This is a genomic window from Oleidesulfovibrio alaskensis DSM 16109 (assembly GCF_000482745.1).
Classification (GTDB): domain Bacteria; phylum Desulfobacterota; class Desulfovibrionia; order Desulfovibrionales; family Desulfovibrionaceae; genus Oleidesulfovibrio; species Oleidesulfovibrio alaskensis.
This window is the reverse complement of the sequence record NZ_AXWQ01000005.1, coordinates 148,249-163,637: the sequence shown is the minus strand read 5'-3', so window position 1 is coordinate 163,637 and position 15,389 is coordinate 148,249. Positions and strand designations below refer to the sequence as shown.

The window sequence follows — 15,389 nt, the reverse complement described above, 5'->3', positions numbered from 1 at the left end:
ACGCCTGTCATGCGCACCGCAGGCGGCGGGCACGCCCGCTGCAAAGGATATTTTTTCAATGAGCAGTATTGTTGGCGTTAAGTTCCGTGAATACGGACAGATATATTATTTTAACCGCGCCGGTCTTGAGCTGCAGCCCGGAGACAATGTTGTTGTCAGCACCGAGCAGGGCGAAGGACTGGGCGAGGTGGTAACGCTGCGCGATGACCTGCCCGAAGATGCCGAAACCACCGAATTGAAGCCGGTGGAAAGGTTGGCAGGTTCAGAAGATCTGAGCGCGGCGGAAGAAAATGCCGGACTGGAGCGTGAAGCCGCGGCATATTGCAACGAATGCATACGCAGCCTCGGGCTGGATATGAAGCTTGTGGATGTGGAGGTCTTTTTCGACCGCAGCAAGATAGTTTTTTATTTTACAGCTCCCACACGCATAGACTTTCGTGAACTGGTCAAGGAACTGGTTAAAAACTATCGCACCCGTATCGAGCTGCGGCAGATAGGCGTACGCCATGAAACCCAGATGATCGGTGCGGTGGGCAACTGCGGTATGGTCTGCTGCTGCCGTCGCTTTCTGCGCAAGTTTGCACCTGTCACCATCAAGATGGCGAAAGAACAGAATCTTTTTCTTAATCCTGCCAAAATTTCGGGCATTTGCGGACGCCTGTTGTGCTGCCTGAGCTATGAGCAGGAAAACTATGAAGATTTTCACCGCCGTTGCCCCAAGCTTGGTAAAAAATACCAGACTGATGAAGGCGGAGCAAAAGTGTTGCGGGCCAACATGTTCCGCAACAGTGTAACTGTGCTGCGTGAGGGGGGCGAAGAAGCAGAAATTTCGCTTGATGACTGGCGTGAGATCAATCCGCACAGGCCGGATGCTCCCCAGCCGCAGAAGCAGCCGCAGCCTGAAAAGGCGGCACGTCCCGCACCGGAAGAAGCTGCCCCGGCGGGTGAGCCTGCTGCGCCTGTTCAGACGGCTGAAGCTCCTCAGGCTGCCGTTGCCCCGCAGCCTGCTGACGCAGCGTCTGCGGCACCTTCCGAGCCTGCCGCTGATGACAAGACGGCCAAGCAGGCCGAACGCCGTAAAAGTCAGGTAAAGAGCGCCGACGGTACATCACGCCGGACCACCCGCGGCAAGCGTAAACGCAAACGCCGTACCAGAACCGACGAATACGATCAGAACGACTAACCCCGAACGATCATATCGCCGTTGCAAAGACGAGGAGTAGACGTTGCAACCTTTTTACATCACGACCCCCATTTACTACGTTAACGCCAAGCCCCATCTGGGACATGCATATACGACCATCGTGGCTGATGCGCTGCGCCGTTTTCATACGCTGCTGGGCAAGAAAACCTTTTTTCTGACCGGTACCGACGAACACGGGGATAAAATAGTGCAGGCTGCAGAAAAAAACGGCTGCACCCCGCAGGAATATGTGGACTCCATAAGCGCCACTTTCCGTGACCTGTGGCCCTCCATGGGCATTACCTATGACCGTTTTGTCCGCACCACCGATGAATCGCATAAAAAATGCGTACAGGCCGTCCTGCAGAAGGTGTACGACAGCGGAGATATTTATTTCGGCGAATATGGCGGGCACTACTGTTACGGGTGTGAACGTTTTTATACCGAAAAAGAGCTGGAGAACGGACTTTGTCCGCAGCATCAGGTCAAGCCGGAATACATTGCCGAAAAGAACTACTTTTTCAGAATGTCCAAATATCAGGACTGGCTGAGGCAGTATATTCTGGACAATCCCGATTTTATCCGCCCCGAGCGGTATCGTAACGAAGTGCTTTCGCTGCTGGACAGCGGCGCGCTTGAAGACCTGTGCATTTCCCGTCCCAAAAGCCGCCTTTCATGGGGGGTGGAACTGCCGTTTGACACGGATTACGTGTGTTACGTGTGGTTTGACGCGCTGCTGAACTATGTGTCGGCGCTTAACTGGCCCGACGGAGAAGAGTTTACGACGTTCTGGCCCGGAGTGCAGCATCTGGTGGCCAAGGACATTCTGAAGCCCCATGCCGTGTTCTGGCCCACCATGCTTAAAGCGGCCGGGTTTGAACCGTACAACAACCTGAATGTGCACGGTTACTGGCTGGTGCGCGACACCAAAATGTCCAAGTCGCTCGGTAATGTCATAGAGCCTCTTGAAATGGCCGGCCGGTACGGGCTGAGTGCTTTCCGGTATTTTCTGCTGCGCGAGATGCATTTCGGCAGCGACGCCAGTTTTTCCGAAGAGGCACTGGTAGCCCGTCTTAATGCTGATCTGGCCAATGATCTCGGCAACCTGTTCAGCCGTGTGCTTTCCATGACAGGTAAGTACTTTGACGGTGTGGTACCTTCTCCTGCCGCATATACTGCGGATGATGAAGATATCATCAATCTGGCCAAGGATGCCTGCCGCAACTATGTCCGCCTGTTTGAACGCGTGCGCTTTTCCAATGCGCTGGAATCATTGTGGGAGCTTGTGCGCGCGCTGAACAAGTATGTGGACAGCAGCGCCCCGTGGACGCTTTATAAAACCGGTGATACGGCCCGGCTGGGCACTGTGCTGTACGTGCTGCTGGAATGCATGCGGAAAGTCGCTGTCAATCTGTGGCCTGTCATGCCCGAAGCGTCCGAAGCAATGCTGGGTCAGCTGCATGTATGCTTTGACTCTGCCGGTACCAGGCTGCAGGATGAAGCCGAAGCCTGGGGCACATTGCAGGCGGGTGGCAAGGTCGAAGTTTCTTCCGGCCTTTTCCCGCGGGTGGAGGTGGCAAAGGAAAAAGACCGCCCTGCCGAGCAGCCGGTTCCGAAAGCACAGCCTGTGGCAGTGCCTGCTGTTGAGTATGCCGAGTTCGAAGACTTTCAGAAGGTCGAGCTGCGCGTGGGCACCGTGCTGACAGTTGAAAATCATCCCAAGGCGGATAAGTTGTACCGCATCGAGGTCGATCTGGGCGAAGAGCAGCCCAGACAGATCATCGCCGGTTTGAAAGAATTCTTTGCTCCCGATGCGCTGACGGGACGTCAGGTGGTCGTTGTGGCCAACCTGAAGCCGCGCAAACTGCGCGGGTTGGAGTCGCAGGGGATGATTCTGGCGTTGCGTACGGAAGACGGCATGGAGTTGCTTACGGCATCCAATCCTGTTCCTGCCGGTACGCGGGCTTCTTGACGGTTCAGACCTGCAGAGGATAAAAATACAAACGCCGCCTGAGAGATGCTCGGGCGGCGTTTTTTTGTCGGCAAAGCCGGAAAGTATGCAAGTTGGTGCAGGCGGGCTATTCAGATCCGTTTTCAGGGTCGTCCAGTGTTTTTTCTACCCTGTAACGCCGGTACAGCATCCAGCCCAGCAGGGTGGAAACGGCAAACAGCAGGCCGCTGATGGTGGTCCGCCATACAGGGTCCACCCGCACCCCGCTGCCCAGCAGGGCAAAAATGAGGGTTTGCGGTATGTAGCCGATGAACGAACCGCCGATAAATGTTGCGGCGGGGATGTTGCTTACTCCGGCGGCAAGATTGGTCAGCAGGTTGTTGCCCACGGGCAGGCAGCGGATGACCAGTGTCATGCTGAAGGGGTTGCGTTCTATGAAGTTATTCAGTCTTTCTATACGTCTGCCGTGTTTTTTCAGCACATAGCCCCGTCCTGCCACTCTGGCCCAGCCGAAAACAAAGGCACAGCCCAGCGTGGTGCCAAGCACGCCCCATACGGTGCCCATCAGCGCACCGAAGGCGTACCCCGCCAGAAAGCTGACAAACTGCCGCGGAGCGCCTACAGCAGTCAGCCCGCCGCTGACAAGCAGAAACAGGACATATCCCCACACGCCGCGTCCGCGGATATGGGTATCGACCCATGCCGTATCGAACATGGTATCCAGACCTGCGGCATGAACCGCGTAAATGACAGCGGCCAGTGCGGCAAAAATCATGAAGGTTTTGGCGACTGCTTTATTTTTTTTGTTCATTTCTGCTCTGGTGCTGCGCCAGTTTTATGTAGCACATCATGGCCGCGGCCTGTCCCCAGAATAAAAGCTGATCCTGTTCCAGTGCGGCAAAGACACAGCAGGCCGCTGCTCCTGCAACGGCACATGCAAAGCGGGCTTTCAGCCGTGCCGATGTGCTGGAATACCTTCCCGTAAAGGAAATGCGTACAAGAAACCACAGAAACGGAATCTGGGCGGCAAGTCCGCTCCAGAAAAGAATCCAGTGCCGCAGATCCGGGGTTTCCATGGGGCGGATCAGTTTTTTTCTTTGATGGCGTAACAGATGTAGCGCTTTTTCATCCAGCGGATGGCCAGCAGGTCAAAAAACGTCGTTTTTGCCCTGTCCCATATGCCATATTTGGATGTGCCGTGCAGTCTGGGACGGTGGTTGACCCTGACTTCGGAAACAGTGGCGCCTTGGCACTTCATCAATGTGGGCAGAAAGCGGTGCATGCCCGTAAACATCGGGATGCGCTTGGCCATGCTGCTGCGCATGACTTTGAGTGAGCAGCCCGTATCGCGCACGGTTTCCTCGCTCAGCCAGTTGCGTATACGGTTGCCTATTTTCGAAGCGATTTTTTTGGCAACGGTATCTTTGCGGTTGGCACGCCATCCTATGACCATGTCAAAGCCTCGGGCGTATTCCGCAAGCATGGAAGGAATATCAGCGGGGTCATTCTGCAGGTCTGCATCCATGGTGACAATAACATCGCCGCGGGCAGCTTCAAAGCCCGCACTGAATGCGGCAGATTGTCCGCAATTGTTTCGCAGCGCAACGAAGCGCACATGGGAGCTTTTTGCCGAAAGCTCCTTTATGACATCAAGGCTGCGGTCCTTGCTGCCGTCATCAACAAAGACAACCTCCCACTCCTTACCTGTGACAGCCGCAGCGCGGCTTATTTCGTCGTACAGGACAGGGAGGTTTTCTTCTTCGTTAAAAACGGGAACGACAACGGAGAAAAAAGTAATGTCAGACATAGCTCGGCTTTCATATGCAATTCGGCATTGGATGTAAATCACTTGTTGACACTTGTCGCGGCAAGGGCTAGATACTCCCTCTCGGTCAGGGAAACATCTCTGGCTGCATGTCGCGGGGTGGAGCAGCACGGTAGCTCGTCGGGCTCATAACCCGAAGGTCGTAGGTTCAAATCCTGCCCCCGCTACCATGAACGCAGAACGGCAACCGATCAGAAGATTGGTTGCCGTTTTTTTTGTTTTCCATCCTGCCGGAGAGTCTGTTTTGCGTCAGCCCATCATCTAGCATCAGGTTGGGATGTTTGCAGGCGGATGCCATACGGTGTGCCGTTTACGGAGCATCTTTTATGCGCTGTCCGCCCCGGGGGTCTGATTATGCATCTTCCCGCAGGCGGCGTTTGGTTTTGCCCGCGGGAAGATGTGTATCGGACGTCAGTATGTTGCTGCCACCATGCTGCCTATCTGAAAAACTGCAGTGGCCACGATGAAAGGAAGAAGAATGGTATAGCTGATGACTACCGCAAGCGTGCGGTAAGAGCCTGTCTCGTTGTACATCATGCCCAGAGTGGCAATGCACGGAATAAACAGACTTTGCGCGCACATGAAGGCAATGGCTGAAAGCGGGCTGACTGTGGCCTTGAGCGTTGCGGGCAGCGCCCCGATGGGGGTGTTGTAGATAACGCCCATGGTGGCCAGCACCGCCTCTTTGCTGATGCACGAAGCCAGAAGCGAGGTTATCAGCCGCCAGTCCGCTCCCATGGGGGCCCCCAGCGGTGTAAGGTATTTGCCCAGCTGGCCCATCAGGCTTGTTTCTATGCTGCCGCCGGGGTAATATGAAACAAACCAGACTATTACACTGAAACTGACAATCAATGTGGACGCTTTTTTCAGAAAAGCCAGTGTGTTTCTGAATACCTGACGCGAAATGGTGCGGATGTTGGGCCGGTGATAGTGGGGCAGTTCCATCAGCAGACCGCTGATGCTGCTCTGACGGGGAATGAAGCGTCCGAAAACAAGGCTGCAGCCCCCCAGAATAAGCATGTTGAGGCTTATCAGCGAAAATACCACGGCAAGAGCCTGAAGAGGCGGAAAGAGCCAGCTTGCCAAAGAAACCAGCACTATCAGTTTGGCCGCGCAGGGCACCAGCGGTACCAGCAGAACAGCGAGTTTGCGCATGCGCTGGTCGTCTATGGTCCTGCAGCCCATGATTCCTGTAATGTTGCACGGCATGGAAAAAAGCAGAGGAATGAATACCTTGCCGTTCAGCCCTATGCGGGTCATGGCCCTGTCCATGATGAACGCCGCCCTTGCCATGTAGCCGATGTCTTCAAGCACGGCAAAAACCGCGTAGAAAACCATGATGAACGGCAGCATGCTGAGCACCGCGCCCACCCCGCGCCATGTGCCGGTGAACAGTGCCTTTGTGACAATCATATCCTGCGGAATGCCTGCACTGGCAATTGCTTCCAGTGCCTGTGATGTCTGCCCGATCTTGAGGGCCAGCGGGAACCCCAGCCCGAATCCCACGATGATGGAGAGCAGCAGTATGCCTGCCATGGCGAGCGCACCTGCAAAAGGATGCAGGAGCCACCTGTCATATGAAACGGTTTTTGACGATGCGGGTGCGGTGCTGCCTGTCCCCAGAGCTTCTTCCAGCCAGCCGTAGCGTGCCTGCTGCACATAAGGCTGCACAAGCAGGTCATTTTGTACCCACGCCGCATCTTCGCCCACTGTGCTGCGCAGGATGTCCCTTTCTTCTTCCCCGCCTTCCATAGCTTTCCATACAAGTATTTCGGACCGCATCCGGGTAAATCCCGAAACATCGCAGACCTGCTGTACCAGAGCGGTGAAGCTGCGATTGAGTCCTTCAGGAAGTCCGGAAGCAAGCTCCGGCACGATATGCTTGGGAACAGGAGGAACCTTGAGGGCCTGTGCGATGGCCTGCTTGAGCTGGCCGAGTTCCTGCTTGCGTGAGGCGGAGAGCAGCAGAACCGGTACACCGGTTTTTTGTGAGATATTTTCAACATCGAGATGCTGCGAATTGCCTCTGGCTATATCCGCCATGTTCATCACCAGAACCATGGGCTTTTGCAGCATGATGACGTCCAGCGCGTAATGCAATGTTCTTTGCGGGCTTACCGCACTGGCCACAACTACAGTGACATCCGGTGAATAGTTTTTGATGAAATCAGCGGCGATACGTTCTTCCTGCGAAAGAGCATCCAGCGAGTATGTTCCGGGCAGATCGATCACTGCGTAGCCGCCATCCTGTCTGCTTGCCTGGCCGGTTCTTTTTTCGACCGTTTTTCCGGCCCAGTTTCCCACTTCCTGATACATTCCTGTCAGGGCGTTGAAAATGGTCGATTTTCCCGTATTGGGCTGACCTGCAAGGGCAACTACGTGAGTACCGGCTGACATGTCACAACACCGCCTGAGCAGGTTCAAGACGGATGCGGGATGCGATATCATACGACAGCGCCAGATATGTTCCCTTGCATTCGACCAGCAGAGGGCCTTTTTTACGTGCTTTCAGCATGCGCACCGTGGTGCCGGAGCACAGTCCCATTGAGGCGAGGCGTTTCAGTAATTCCTGATTTCCGCTAACGGCGGTCACAACGGCTTTTTGCAGTTCCTGCAGATGGGTCAGGCACATATAAACTCCTTGAGGGGTGATATAGTATTCCAGTTACGCCAACGGTGCGGAACGGAATATCGTGATCGGGCATAATTCTGACGCAAACGTACCGGCAGAAGAAACGGGAGGCTCTCAGGCAGAGCCTCCCGCTGTTCGGGGACTGTCTGTGACAGTCGGGGCAGTAAGGGGAGCTAGAAACGGTAGACGAGGTTGACGCCGAAGGTCAGCGGATCTCCCGACTGGGCATAGACGGCGCCCATGCCGGTCAGATAGCCGATTTTGCGGTATTCCTGATCTGTGAGGTTTTTGCCGTACAGGTATACGTCAAAGTCTTCGGATTCGACCCCGATTCTGGCATTGAGCAGCTGATACGGGTCTTCGCTTACCGCGTTGTCGCTGCCCCAGTACTGTTTGCCCACGCCGATGACTTCACCCCGCGTGAAAAGCGTAAGCGTATCGGTAAGCGGGTAGCGGTACTGGGCAGAGAGCGAGTAGGTATGGTTGGGCACATACGGGGGCGTCTTGCCGGAATAATCCACGTTTTTAACAGGATCTGTGTACTTGTCGTATTCCATTTCGGTATAGCCGTATGAAGCGTTGATATCCATGCCTGTGAAGGGGCGCACACCAACTTCCAGTTCGGCTCCGCGGGAATGCGCTTCACCTGCGTTGTCGACAAGCATGGTCATTTTGCCGGGAATACCCACCGAAACCTGCATGTCTTCAATTTCGATATAGTAGGCAGACAGGTTGGCGTACAGTCTGTTGTCCAGCCAGGTGGATTTGACGCCGACTTCATAGTTTATGGAAGTTTCAGGATCAAAGCTGACGGATTCCGGATTGTTAGGGTCGTACATGAAGTTGAACCCGCCGGAACGGTAACCCCACGCCAGCGATGCATAGGCCATCAGGTTATCGGTAAAGTGGTATGCCGCCGAAAATTTGGGCAGCCACTGCTGGGAAATGATGCTGTCGCTGCCTTTCAGGTTTTCCACCGTGGTGCCTGTGTCGGCGCGTTCGGTATAGTCGTGAAAATCACCGTCACGTTTTTCCCATTCCCACCTTATACCTGCCGTCAGGTCCAGCTTGTCAAAAACGGTGACCGTGGCCTGACCGAATGGAGCAAAACCATAACCTTCAAGATCGGCTTTGTTGTGGTTTGCATTGCCGGGAAAGCCGAACATGGGCGGCATATCTTTGCCGTCGGTGGTGGAGGAGATATCTTCCTGCTGGCTGCCCCATGCGTACACGCCGGTTGTCCAGCGGAAGATATCTTTGTCGGTTCCGGCCGAGTACCGCAATTCCTGTGAATACTGGTAGCTTTCACTGTCGTTGGTAAACGTGTTCATGTCTGCGGTGGAAAAGTCGAAGTCGGAGTCGGACCAGAGGTTCAGCTTCTGGAAAGCGGAAATGCTGGTGAATACTCCGTCATCAAGTTTCCATTCAAGCGAAAGCGAACTGCCCAGCACCTGCCTGTGTGTATCCGACACATGGTCGAAGTTGGCGGTGTGAGGGTTGTCTTTTACATCGTCCAGAAGCTGCAGGGCAGAGGTGCCGTGTCTGTCGCCTTCGGCATACAGTTTGAGGTTGGCTTCAAAGTTGCTGTCTGCAGGGGCAAGGCGCAGATGTACCCGGCCGTCTACCGATTCCATGTTGTCGACATCGTTGTCGAGAAAGTCGTTTTTGGTGAATCCGTCGCGGACTTTGTACGAGCCCGCCAGCCCGAGGTACAGACTGTCTTTGATTACCGGCCCGCTGACAGCACCCTGATACTGCTGCAGATTGTAGTTGCCGAAGTCGGTGCGTATCTGCCCGCGCAGTTCGTTGTCCGGCTTGCGGGTTGTAATATTGATAACACCGCCAAGACTGTTTCTGCCGTACAGGGTGCCCTGAGGCCCGCGCAGCACCTCTATGCTTTCAATATCGTACAGGGCCATGTCCAGTGATTCGCTGCGGAACTGCGTGACGCCGTCGATGTTGAAGTTTACAGCCGGAGCGTTATGTGTGGAGCCGAGTCCGCGCATGAATATGCGCTGTTCGAATGCGGCGCCGAAGTCAATGAAGTGGATGTTGGGCATGTAGGAAACCGCCTCTTCAACGGAGGTCAGCCCGGCATCTTCTATGGCTGTTTCAGAAAGAACAGAAAGGCTGGCTGGCACATCCTGAGAGTTCTGTTCGCGTTTTTCCACTGTGACAGTGACAGTATCAAGCTGATAGTGAGTTTCTTTATCAGTCTGAGGTGAGTTTTTTCCATCATCTGCCAAAGCGGCCCACGGGGTCGCAAGCAGCAGAAAGCCTAAGGCAACGAAGCCTCCCCATTGCTTTGCATAATAAAGCATACGTCCGTTCTCCTCTGAACATGTTCCGGCAGGTAACCGGCAAGTAGCTGGAAGTAGTGTAGTGTGCTTGCAGCGTACAGGCATTTGAAGTTATTCAGTATGTCAGTAAGTTGCGGGGTGCTGTCGCGATCGGTTCTTTTTTTGCGGCAAAAAGATAGCCGAGGTTGGCCCCGTGTCGTGCATCAGGCAGCCGAGGCTTCGCAGTCGTTGCTGCGCCGCAGTTTCCATTGACTTATGGCGTGCTGCAGATTCCAGAAATGTGCGAAGCGTCCGTTCAGCTTCAGCAGTTCGGAAAATGTTCCCTGTTCGGCAATCTGGCCCTGCTCGATGAAAAGAATCTGGTCCGCGTTGCGCACGGTTGAAAGCCGGTGGGCAATAATGAATACGGTTTTTCCCTTGCCCACTGCTGAGAAGGCCTGCTGCACCAGTCGTTCGTTTTCGGTGTCCAGCGCTGCTGTCGCTTCATCCAGAATCAGAATGGGGGCGTCCCTGAGGATTGCGCGGGCGATGGAAAGCCTTTTGCGTTCTCCGCCCGAGAGCAGGGCGCCGTTTTCTCCTATGCAGGTGTGTATCCCCCGGGGCAGCCTGTCTATGAAGTCTTTGCAGCGTGCCGCTTCTACAGCCTGCATTATTTCACTTTCCGTGGCTGTTTCTCTGGCCATTTTCAGGTTTTCCAGAACAGTGTCGTTGAACAGGTAGGCGTCCTGCATGACCAGCGAAACATTCTGCAATATGGTGTCCGGCGAAAGAGTCTGCGTATCGGTACCGCCTATGGTTATTGTACCCGACTGCCTGTCCCAGAAGCGGATCAGCAGGTTGGCTATGGTTGTCTTGCCGGCTCCGGACGGTCCGACCAATGCGGTTACCGTGCCTTGTCCTGCAGTAAAGCTCAGGTCACGCAGTATCTGCTTGCTGCCGTGAGCAAAGCTGACGTTCCGGAATGCAATGCTTTTAAAGTCCTGCGGAAAACTGGTTATGGAGCCTGTCTGTTCCGGGCTGCTCAGAAGTGCGTCGATATTGTCGGCGGAGTGCTTTAGATAGCTTAGTGTGGAGATGTATGGCCCTACTGAATTGATAGGGATGTAAAACCGTAAGGCCACAAGCATGAAGAGCAGAAACTGAAAAAGAGGGAGCGAACCTTCAATGAAGTGCGTTCCTCCCACGTAAAGAATGCAGACTATGCCCAGTGACGCTGTGAACGCGTAGAGCTCTGTTACAGGCCAGATAAACGATTCAAAGCGGATGCTGTTGCTTGTCAGGTGCTGCAGTGTGTTTGTAAGACGGCTGAAAGCGCGCCCGGTGATGTTCAGTGTTTTAAATGTCTGAATGCCGTGAATATACTCTATGATGCGTGCCGTGCTATCCTTTCTTGCGGTAAGCATTCTGCCGCCAAGCATGTCCATTTTTTTATGGGACAGATAAAGGAATATCAATGCCGGCGGAAGAGTTGACAGAAGTAAAAGCACCATGAATGGGTTGATGAACAGCATTATGACTGCAATCATGGCAGGAACGGCTATGCACGAGAGGATTTTGTTGTAAATATGTGAAGCGGTCAGCTCCACATTGGTGACGTCAAGCAGCAGTGTTTCCACATTATGGCCGGAGTCCCTGCTGAAAATTGTTCCCAGTGGCAGCTTGCGTAAGTGTTCTCCCAGTGCAATGCGTATTCTGCTTCCCAGTTCAAAGGCGTACTCACAAACAAGCTTGTGTGATCGTATGGAGCAGAATGCCTGTACTGTAAAGCAGGCAAGCAGCATGACAATGGCAATGGTGACGTTGAAGGAAGGCGCTGACGGTGAAAGCAGGGTTATGAGTACGGCATAGATAACCCCCAGCGGTGCACCGTTAAGAAAAGCTTCACCCACGGCATACAAAGTGCTCCGGATAAATTTTGCATTGGATATGTTAAGACGTGCTGTGATGTTATGCATGCTGTTCCTCCGGCATGTTGAACCCCCATTGGTCGCTTGCCTGCTGCGCAGCCCAGAGGCGGGAATATACTCCGCCGTTAGCAACCAGCGAATCGTGTTTGCCGGTTTCCGCTACGCTGCCGTTATCAAAAACAATGATTTTGTCTGCTTCAGTGATGGTGCTTAACCGGTGTGCAATGACAATTACGGTTTTGCGGGCCAGAAGAGTGCTTAACGCCTGCTGGATGGCAACTTCATTTTCCGGGTCTGTGTACGCTGTGGCTTCATCCAGAATTACAATGGGAGCATCTTTGAGGAACGCACGGGCGATGGCTATTCTTTGTCTTTCTCCGCCGCTCAACGGTACACCGCCGTCACCTAGAGGTGTTGCATAGCCCTGCGGCAACGATGCAATAAACTCATGTGCTTTTGCCATGGTCGCAGCGTGTATTACTTCAGCGTCTGATGCATCAGGGCGCGCGGCGCGGATATTGGCCATGGCCGAGTCGCTCAGTAGGAACGTATCCTGAAATACAAAAGCGATGTGTTCGAACAGCTGCTCCTGATTCAGGTCGCGCAAGTCATCCCCCCCCAGCGAAATGGAACCGCTCCATACGTCCTGCATGCGGGCAATAAGCTGCGCTGCCGTTGTTTTGCCTGCTCCTGACGGGCCGACCAGCGCTGTGAGTCTGCCGTAGGGGATGGTAAATGAAATATTCTGGAAAAAAGGCGCATCAGGTGTGTAGCCGAAGGTGACGTTGCTGAACTGTATGTCACCGCTGCGCGGGCTCAGGTTGGTACGCGAAGGAGGAAGAGGCGGTGTTGATAGCACTTCATCAATTTTGCCGACGCCTTCTTCTATCTGCCGCAATTTGCTGGCAAAGCGGCTTAACCTGTCCAGAGGCAGCGCATAGCCGGAAACAAGCAGCAAAAAGAGGAACAGTGACTCAAAAGTCAGTCCATGGCCGGAGTAGAGCCATATTCCCGGAGGCAGAACAAAAACAATACCGCTTATGAGCGATGTGCCGAACAGTGCATAAAACGTGCTGGCGTTCTTGTTCCATGTGATCATAACATCGCGTACAGCGTGTACGCTGTCTGTAAAGCGTGTAAATGTGCGTGCAGTGCGGTTGAAAGATTTGATAAGAGTTATACCGCGTGTGTACTCCATGATGCTGTCTGTCATTGCTCCCATGGCTGCATGATAGGTGTGCATGTGTTTTGCGGCTTCTTTGGCAAGTATCCGCTGGCATAAGACTGCCAGCAGCAGCGGGCACAGTGCAAAAAGGGCCAGCCGCCAGTCGACGGCAAAAAATACGGCAAGGGTAAAAAGCGGAGCTGCAATGGATGCAAACAGGTCCGGCAGGTGATGGCACAGAAGATTTTCTATTCTTTCGACATCTTCCGTCATTATTTTGTGCAGGTTGCCTGTGGACTGCCGGGTGAAATACATGCCTGGAAGTTTGCCGATATGGTCCGCAAGCCTGATGCGTATGTTATACAGTGTCCTGTATCCGGCCTTGTGCGCCGACACTGCACTTGCCCATCTCGATAACGTCCGCAGTATTATTGCACAAAGCACAATGCCGCTATGGACAGCGACGGCATGTTCCGTAAGTGTTCCTTCTGTGGTATGAATGACAAGGCTGTAGACTGCAAAGTATGGAATGAGCTCGAACAGGACATCCAGAATTGCAAAAAATGCGGCGAATCCTAGCAGAAAATGATTGCCGCGTGTCATGACAATTACTTTCTTGTACATTTGCATGATTACCCCTTGTTACCTGCTGCACCGGCAGGCGAAATTGCCGCAAGGCTCTGCAGCGGTTCTGCGATTCCGAGCTGTGAAAGCAGTTCGGTGTAAAATGATTCATCCTCTTCAAGCGAGGCATAGTATTTTTCCAGTGCTTCTTTTGTCAGGGCGCCAGTGCGCACCTGGTTCGAAAATTCAAGGTCCATATAACTTGAGACGTTGTTGATTTTTGCAAGAGCAGCCATCAGCTTAAGCAGCTTGCATCCCGACGCGATGTATGTGCCTTTTGAAAAGCTCTCTATGGGGCGCCAGCCCAGCTCTCGCCTGACTGTGTCCATCATCTTCAGCGGCTCGTATTCCAGATAAAGAAAAGGATAGATCAGCTGGCATCGGGGGTGCTCCAGTTTGAAAACAGGTATCAGTTCATGCAGCTTGTTTTGCGCTGCATGGGCTTCGGCTTTTTTAAACTGGAATTCTATTTTTCTGGCTATCGCCTGCTGTTGCCGGATGCGGAACGTCTGGGTTTCAACTTCAATGGATCTGCCCATTCCGAAAAGCTGATCGGGGTTATAGCCGACAATAACTGCCGGAATACCGAATTGCTCTGCCATGACAATGCCATGATCCAGAAGGTACTTGCCGCAATACAGGCATAACTGCCCGAAGTCTTTTTCCTTCAGCGGTTGTTCACTCATGATGAACCGGTAGAATGTTCTGGTAAGGCTGGGTGGAATACGGAACTGCATATGGGCAATGTCGAGTGTCTTGCAAAGCTCAGATGCTCTTTCAAACGTCTCTTCATATTCAAAATTGTTGTCTATAGTCAGGGCAAGCATCGTCAGGCCGTATTTTTCTTTTAAAAGCCATGCAAGGTAAGCACTGTCTTTTCCTCCGCTCATCATAATGATGGCATCGTATTTGCTTTTTTGTGCTTTTATTTGTTCAATTTTATTTCTGAACACATCTTCAAGTCTTGCATAGTCCTTTTCTTCTTCGGTCATATTTGCACAAAAACTGCACAGACCATCATCGTTAATTAAAAAATTACGCGCAGTATCTTCCTGAAGAAGGCACTTGCTGCATCTTTTTTCAGTGTATTGGAACATTATGTGGCTCCTTTGACGTGTTACGTACTGCGACAGCCCATGAAGCAGTATTGTGTATATGTCCGTGAAGCAGTGTAAACGGCAATGGCAGCCCGTTGTCTGCGTGGGCAATGGCAGAATGCCCGCCTGTAAGAGTGATGGTTATGCCGTTAAGCGGAATGAGCAGGCCCGAGCCTATGCATTTGAAAACCGCTTCCTTGAGTGTCCATAATCTGTAAAATGCTTTTTTACTGTTTGCTGGATTTGTCTTTTTCCATATGGCTATCTCTGTTGGAGAAAAGTAGTTCTCTATTATTGTGTGATATGAAATTGAGTGACTGTGAATTTCAATATCAACTCCTATCTGTGATTCTGCACTGATGCCCAGCATGCAAAAGGGGCCGGAATGGGACATGTTGAATTGCAGAGAGGTTGCAGGATGTGCCAAAAACGGCTTGCCGAAGCGTGAAAAGCCGAAGCCAAGCCGTTCGGGGGCGCAGTGTGTTTTCCGGCCCAGAATCAGACGTTTGACGCCATGCGCAAAAAGGTATTGTTCCTTGAGCTGTGTGGTGGCCAGCGCGGCCATTCTGTTTTTTTCATGCTCGGAAAGTGTCTTGTAATAAGAGTCTTCCGGCCACCGGCTATGCCGTGCATCGCTGAAGAATACCTGTATATCCGGCGATAAAGACCGCGCCACAGCCACCGTATTGCACCTGCATTGCATGC

General features: G+C 53.1%; 12 protein-coding genes and 1 tRNA gene. 3 read left to right on the top strand and 10 right to left on the bottom strand.

The window, feature by feature from the left end; genetic code table 11:
* Nucleotides 1-58 precede the first annotated feature (58 nt).
* Entirely contained in the window at nucleotides 59-1,183 is a 1,125-nt protein-coding gene (locus tag H586_RS0103535; RefSeq protein ID WP_027181381.1) for a PSP1 domain-containing protein, read from the top strand.
* Nucleotides 1,184-1,226: 43 nt separating this feature from the next.
* Nucleotides 1,227-3,155 (top strand): methionine--tRNA ligase, encoded by a 1,929-nt coding sequence (metG, locus tag H586_RS0103530; protein ID WP_011367549.1) that lies wholly within the window; start codon nucleotides 1,227-1,229, stop codon nucleotides 3,153-3,155.
* Between the two features lie 106 nt (nucleotides 3,156-3,261).
* Here the strand turns inward: metG and H586_RS0103525 are convergent, their stop codons facing one another.
* The 3 genes from H586_RS0103525 to H586_RS0103515 are packed head-to-tail and all read right to left on the bottom strand — an operon-like array spanning nucleotide 3,262 to nucleotide 4,941.
* Nucleotides 3,262-3,945, bottom strand: a complete 684-nt coding sequence (locus H586_RS0103525) for a TVP38/TMEM64 family protein (protein ID WP_011367550.1) — start codon at nucleotides 3,943-3,945, stop codon at nucleotides 3,262-3,264.
* The gene (locus H586_RS0103520) at nucleotides 3,929-4,210 is read right to left on the bottom strand and encodes a hypothetical protein (protein ID WP_011367551.1); all 282 of its coding nucleotides are present in this window, start codon (nucleotides 4,208-4,210) and stop codon (nucleotides 3,929-3,931) included. Before H586_RS0103520 ends, H586_RS0103525 begins: the two co-directional genes overlap by 17 nt.
* Before the next feature lie 8 nt (nucleotides 4,211-4,218).
* Entirely contained in the window at nucleotides 4,219-4,941 is a 723-nt protein-coding gene (locus tag H586_RS0103515; protein WP_027181380.1) for a glycosyltransferase family 2 protein, read from the bottom strand.
* 111 nt (nucleotides 4,942-5,052) lie between these two features.
* Between H586_RS0103515 and H586_RS0103510 the strand changes: the two genes are divergently transcribed.
* Nucleotides 5,053-5,129 (top strand) — tRNA-Met (locus H586_RS0103510).
* A 241-nt stretch (nucleotides 5,130-5,370) separates the two neighbouring features.
* Here H586_RS0103510 and feoB read toward each other — a convergent pair.
* The 7 genes from feoB to H586_RS0103475 form a co-directional block, all read right to left on the bottom strand.
* On the bottom strand, nucleotides 5,371-7,356 hold the full coding sequence (feoB, locus tag H586_RS0103505) for a ferrous iron transport protein B (RefSeq protein ID WP_027181379.1): 1,986 nt from the start codon (nucleotides 7,354-7,356) through the stop codon (nucleotides 5,371-5,373).
* A 1-nt stretch (nucleotide 7,357) separates the two neighbouring features.
* Nucleotides 7,358-7,591: a FeoA family protein gene (locus tag H586_RS0103500; RefSeq protein ID WP_011367554.1), complete on the bottom strand. Its 234-nt coding sequence runs from the start codon at nucleotides 7,589-7,591 to the stop codon at nucleotides 7,358-7,360.
* A gap of 173 nt (nucleotides 7,592-7,764) precedes the next feature.
* A complete protein-coding gene (locus tag H586_RS0103495; protein ID WP_027181378.1) occupies nucleotides 7,765-9,912 on the bottom strand; it encodes a TonB-dependent receptor in 2,148 nt (715 codons plus the stop codon).
* Nucleotides 9,913-10,094: 182 nt separating this feature from the next.
* Nucleotides 10,095-11,846, bottom strand: coding sequence for an ABC transporter ATP-binding protein (locus H586_RS18025; protein WP_051363842.1), 1,752 nt, complete (start codon nucleotides 11,844-11,846; stop codon nucleotides 10,095-10,097).
* Complete coding sequence (locus H586_RS18020) at nucleotides 11,839-13,593, bottom strand: ABC transporter ATP-binding protein (protein WP_051363841.1); 1,755 nt, start codon at nucleotides 13,591-13,593, stop codon at nucleotides 11,839-11,841. Before H586_RS18020 ends, H586_RS18025 begins: the two co-directional genes overlap by 8 nt.
* A 2-nt stretch (nucleotides 13,594-13,595) precedes the next feature.
* A complete protein-coding gene (locus H586_RS18015) occupies nucleotides 13,596-14,684 on the bottom strand; it encodes an adenine nucleotide alpha hydrolase family protein (protein ID WP_051363840.1) in 1,089 nt (362 codons plus the stop codon).
* A complete protein-coding gene (locus tag H586_RS0103475; protein ID WP_162147948.1) occupies nucleotides 14,668-15,366 on the bottom strand; it encodes a 4'-phosphopantetheinyl transferase family protein in 699 nt (232 codons plus the stop codon). Before H586_RS0103475 ends, H586_RS18015 begins: the two co-directional genes overlap by 17 nt.
* Between the last annotated feature and the right edge of the window lie 23 nt (nucleotides 15,367-15,389).

Bases quoted from the DNA above. Each gene is read 5' to 3' on its own strand.
- H586_RS18020 (WP_051363841.1), bottom strand. From the start codon at position 13,593: ATGCAAATGTACAAGAAAGTAATTGTCATGACACGCGGCAATCATTTT.
- H586_RS18015 (WP_051363840.1), bottom strand. From the start codon at position 14,684: ATGTTCCAATACACTGAAAAAAGATGCAGCAAGTGCCTTCTTCAGGAA.
- H586_RS0103520 (WP_011367551.1), bottom strand. From the start codon at position 4,210: ATGGAAACCCCGGATCTGCGGCACTGGATTCTTTTCTGGAGCGGACTT.
- H586_RS0103525 (WP_011367550.1), bottom strand. From the start codon at position 3,945: ATGAACAAAAAAAATAAAGCAGTCGCCAAAACCTTCATGATTTTTGCC.
- H586_RS0103500 (WP_011367554.1), bottom strand. From the start codon at position 7,591: ATGTGCCTGACCCATCTGCAGGAACTGCAAAAAGCCGTTGTGACCGCC.
- H586_RS18025 (WP_051363842.1), bottom strand. From the start codon at position 11,846: ATGCATAACATCACAGCACGTCTTAACATATCCAATGCAAAATTTATC.
- H586_RS0103535 (WP_027181381.1), top strand. From the start codon at position 59: ATGAGCAGTATTGTTGGCGTTAAGTTCCGTGAATACGGACAGATATAT.
- feoB (WP_027181379.1), bottom strand. From the start codon at position 7,356: ATGTCAGCCGGTACTCACGTAGTTGCCCTTGCAGGTCAGCCCAATACG.
- H586_RS0103515 (WP_027181380.1), bottom strand. From the start codon at position 4,941: ATGTCTGACATTACTTTTTTCTCCGTTGTCGTTCCCGTTTTTAACGAA.
- H586_RS0103495 (WP_027181378.1), bottom strand. From the start codon at position 9,912: ATGCTTTATTATGCAAAGCAATGGGGAGGCTTCGTTGCCTTAGGCTTT.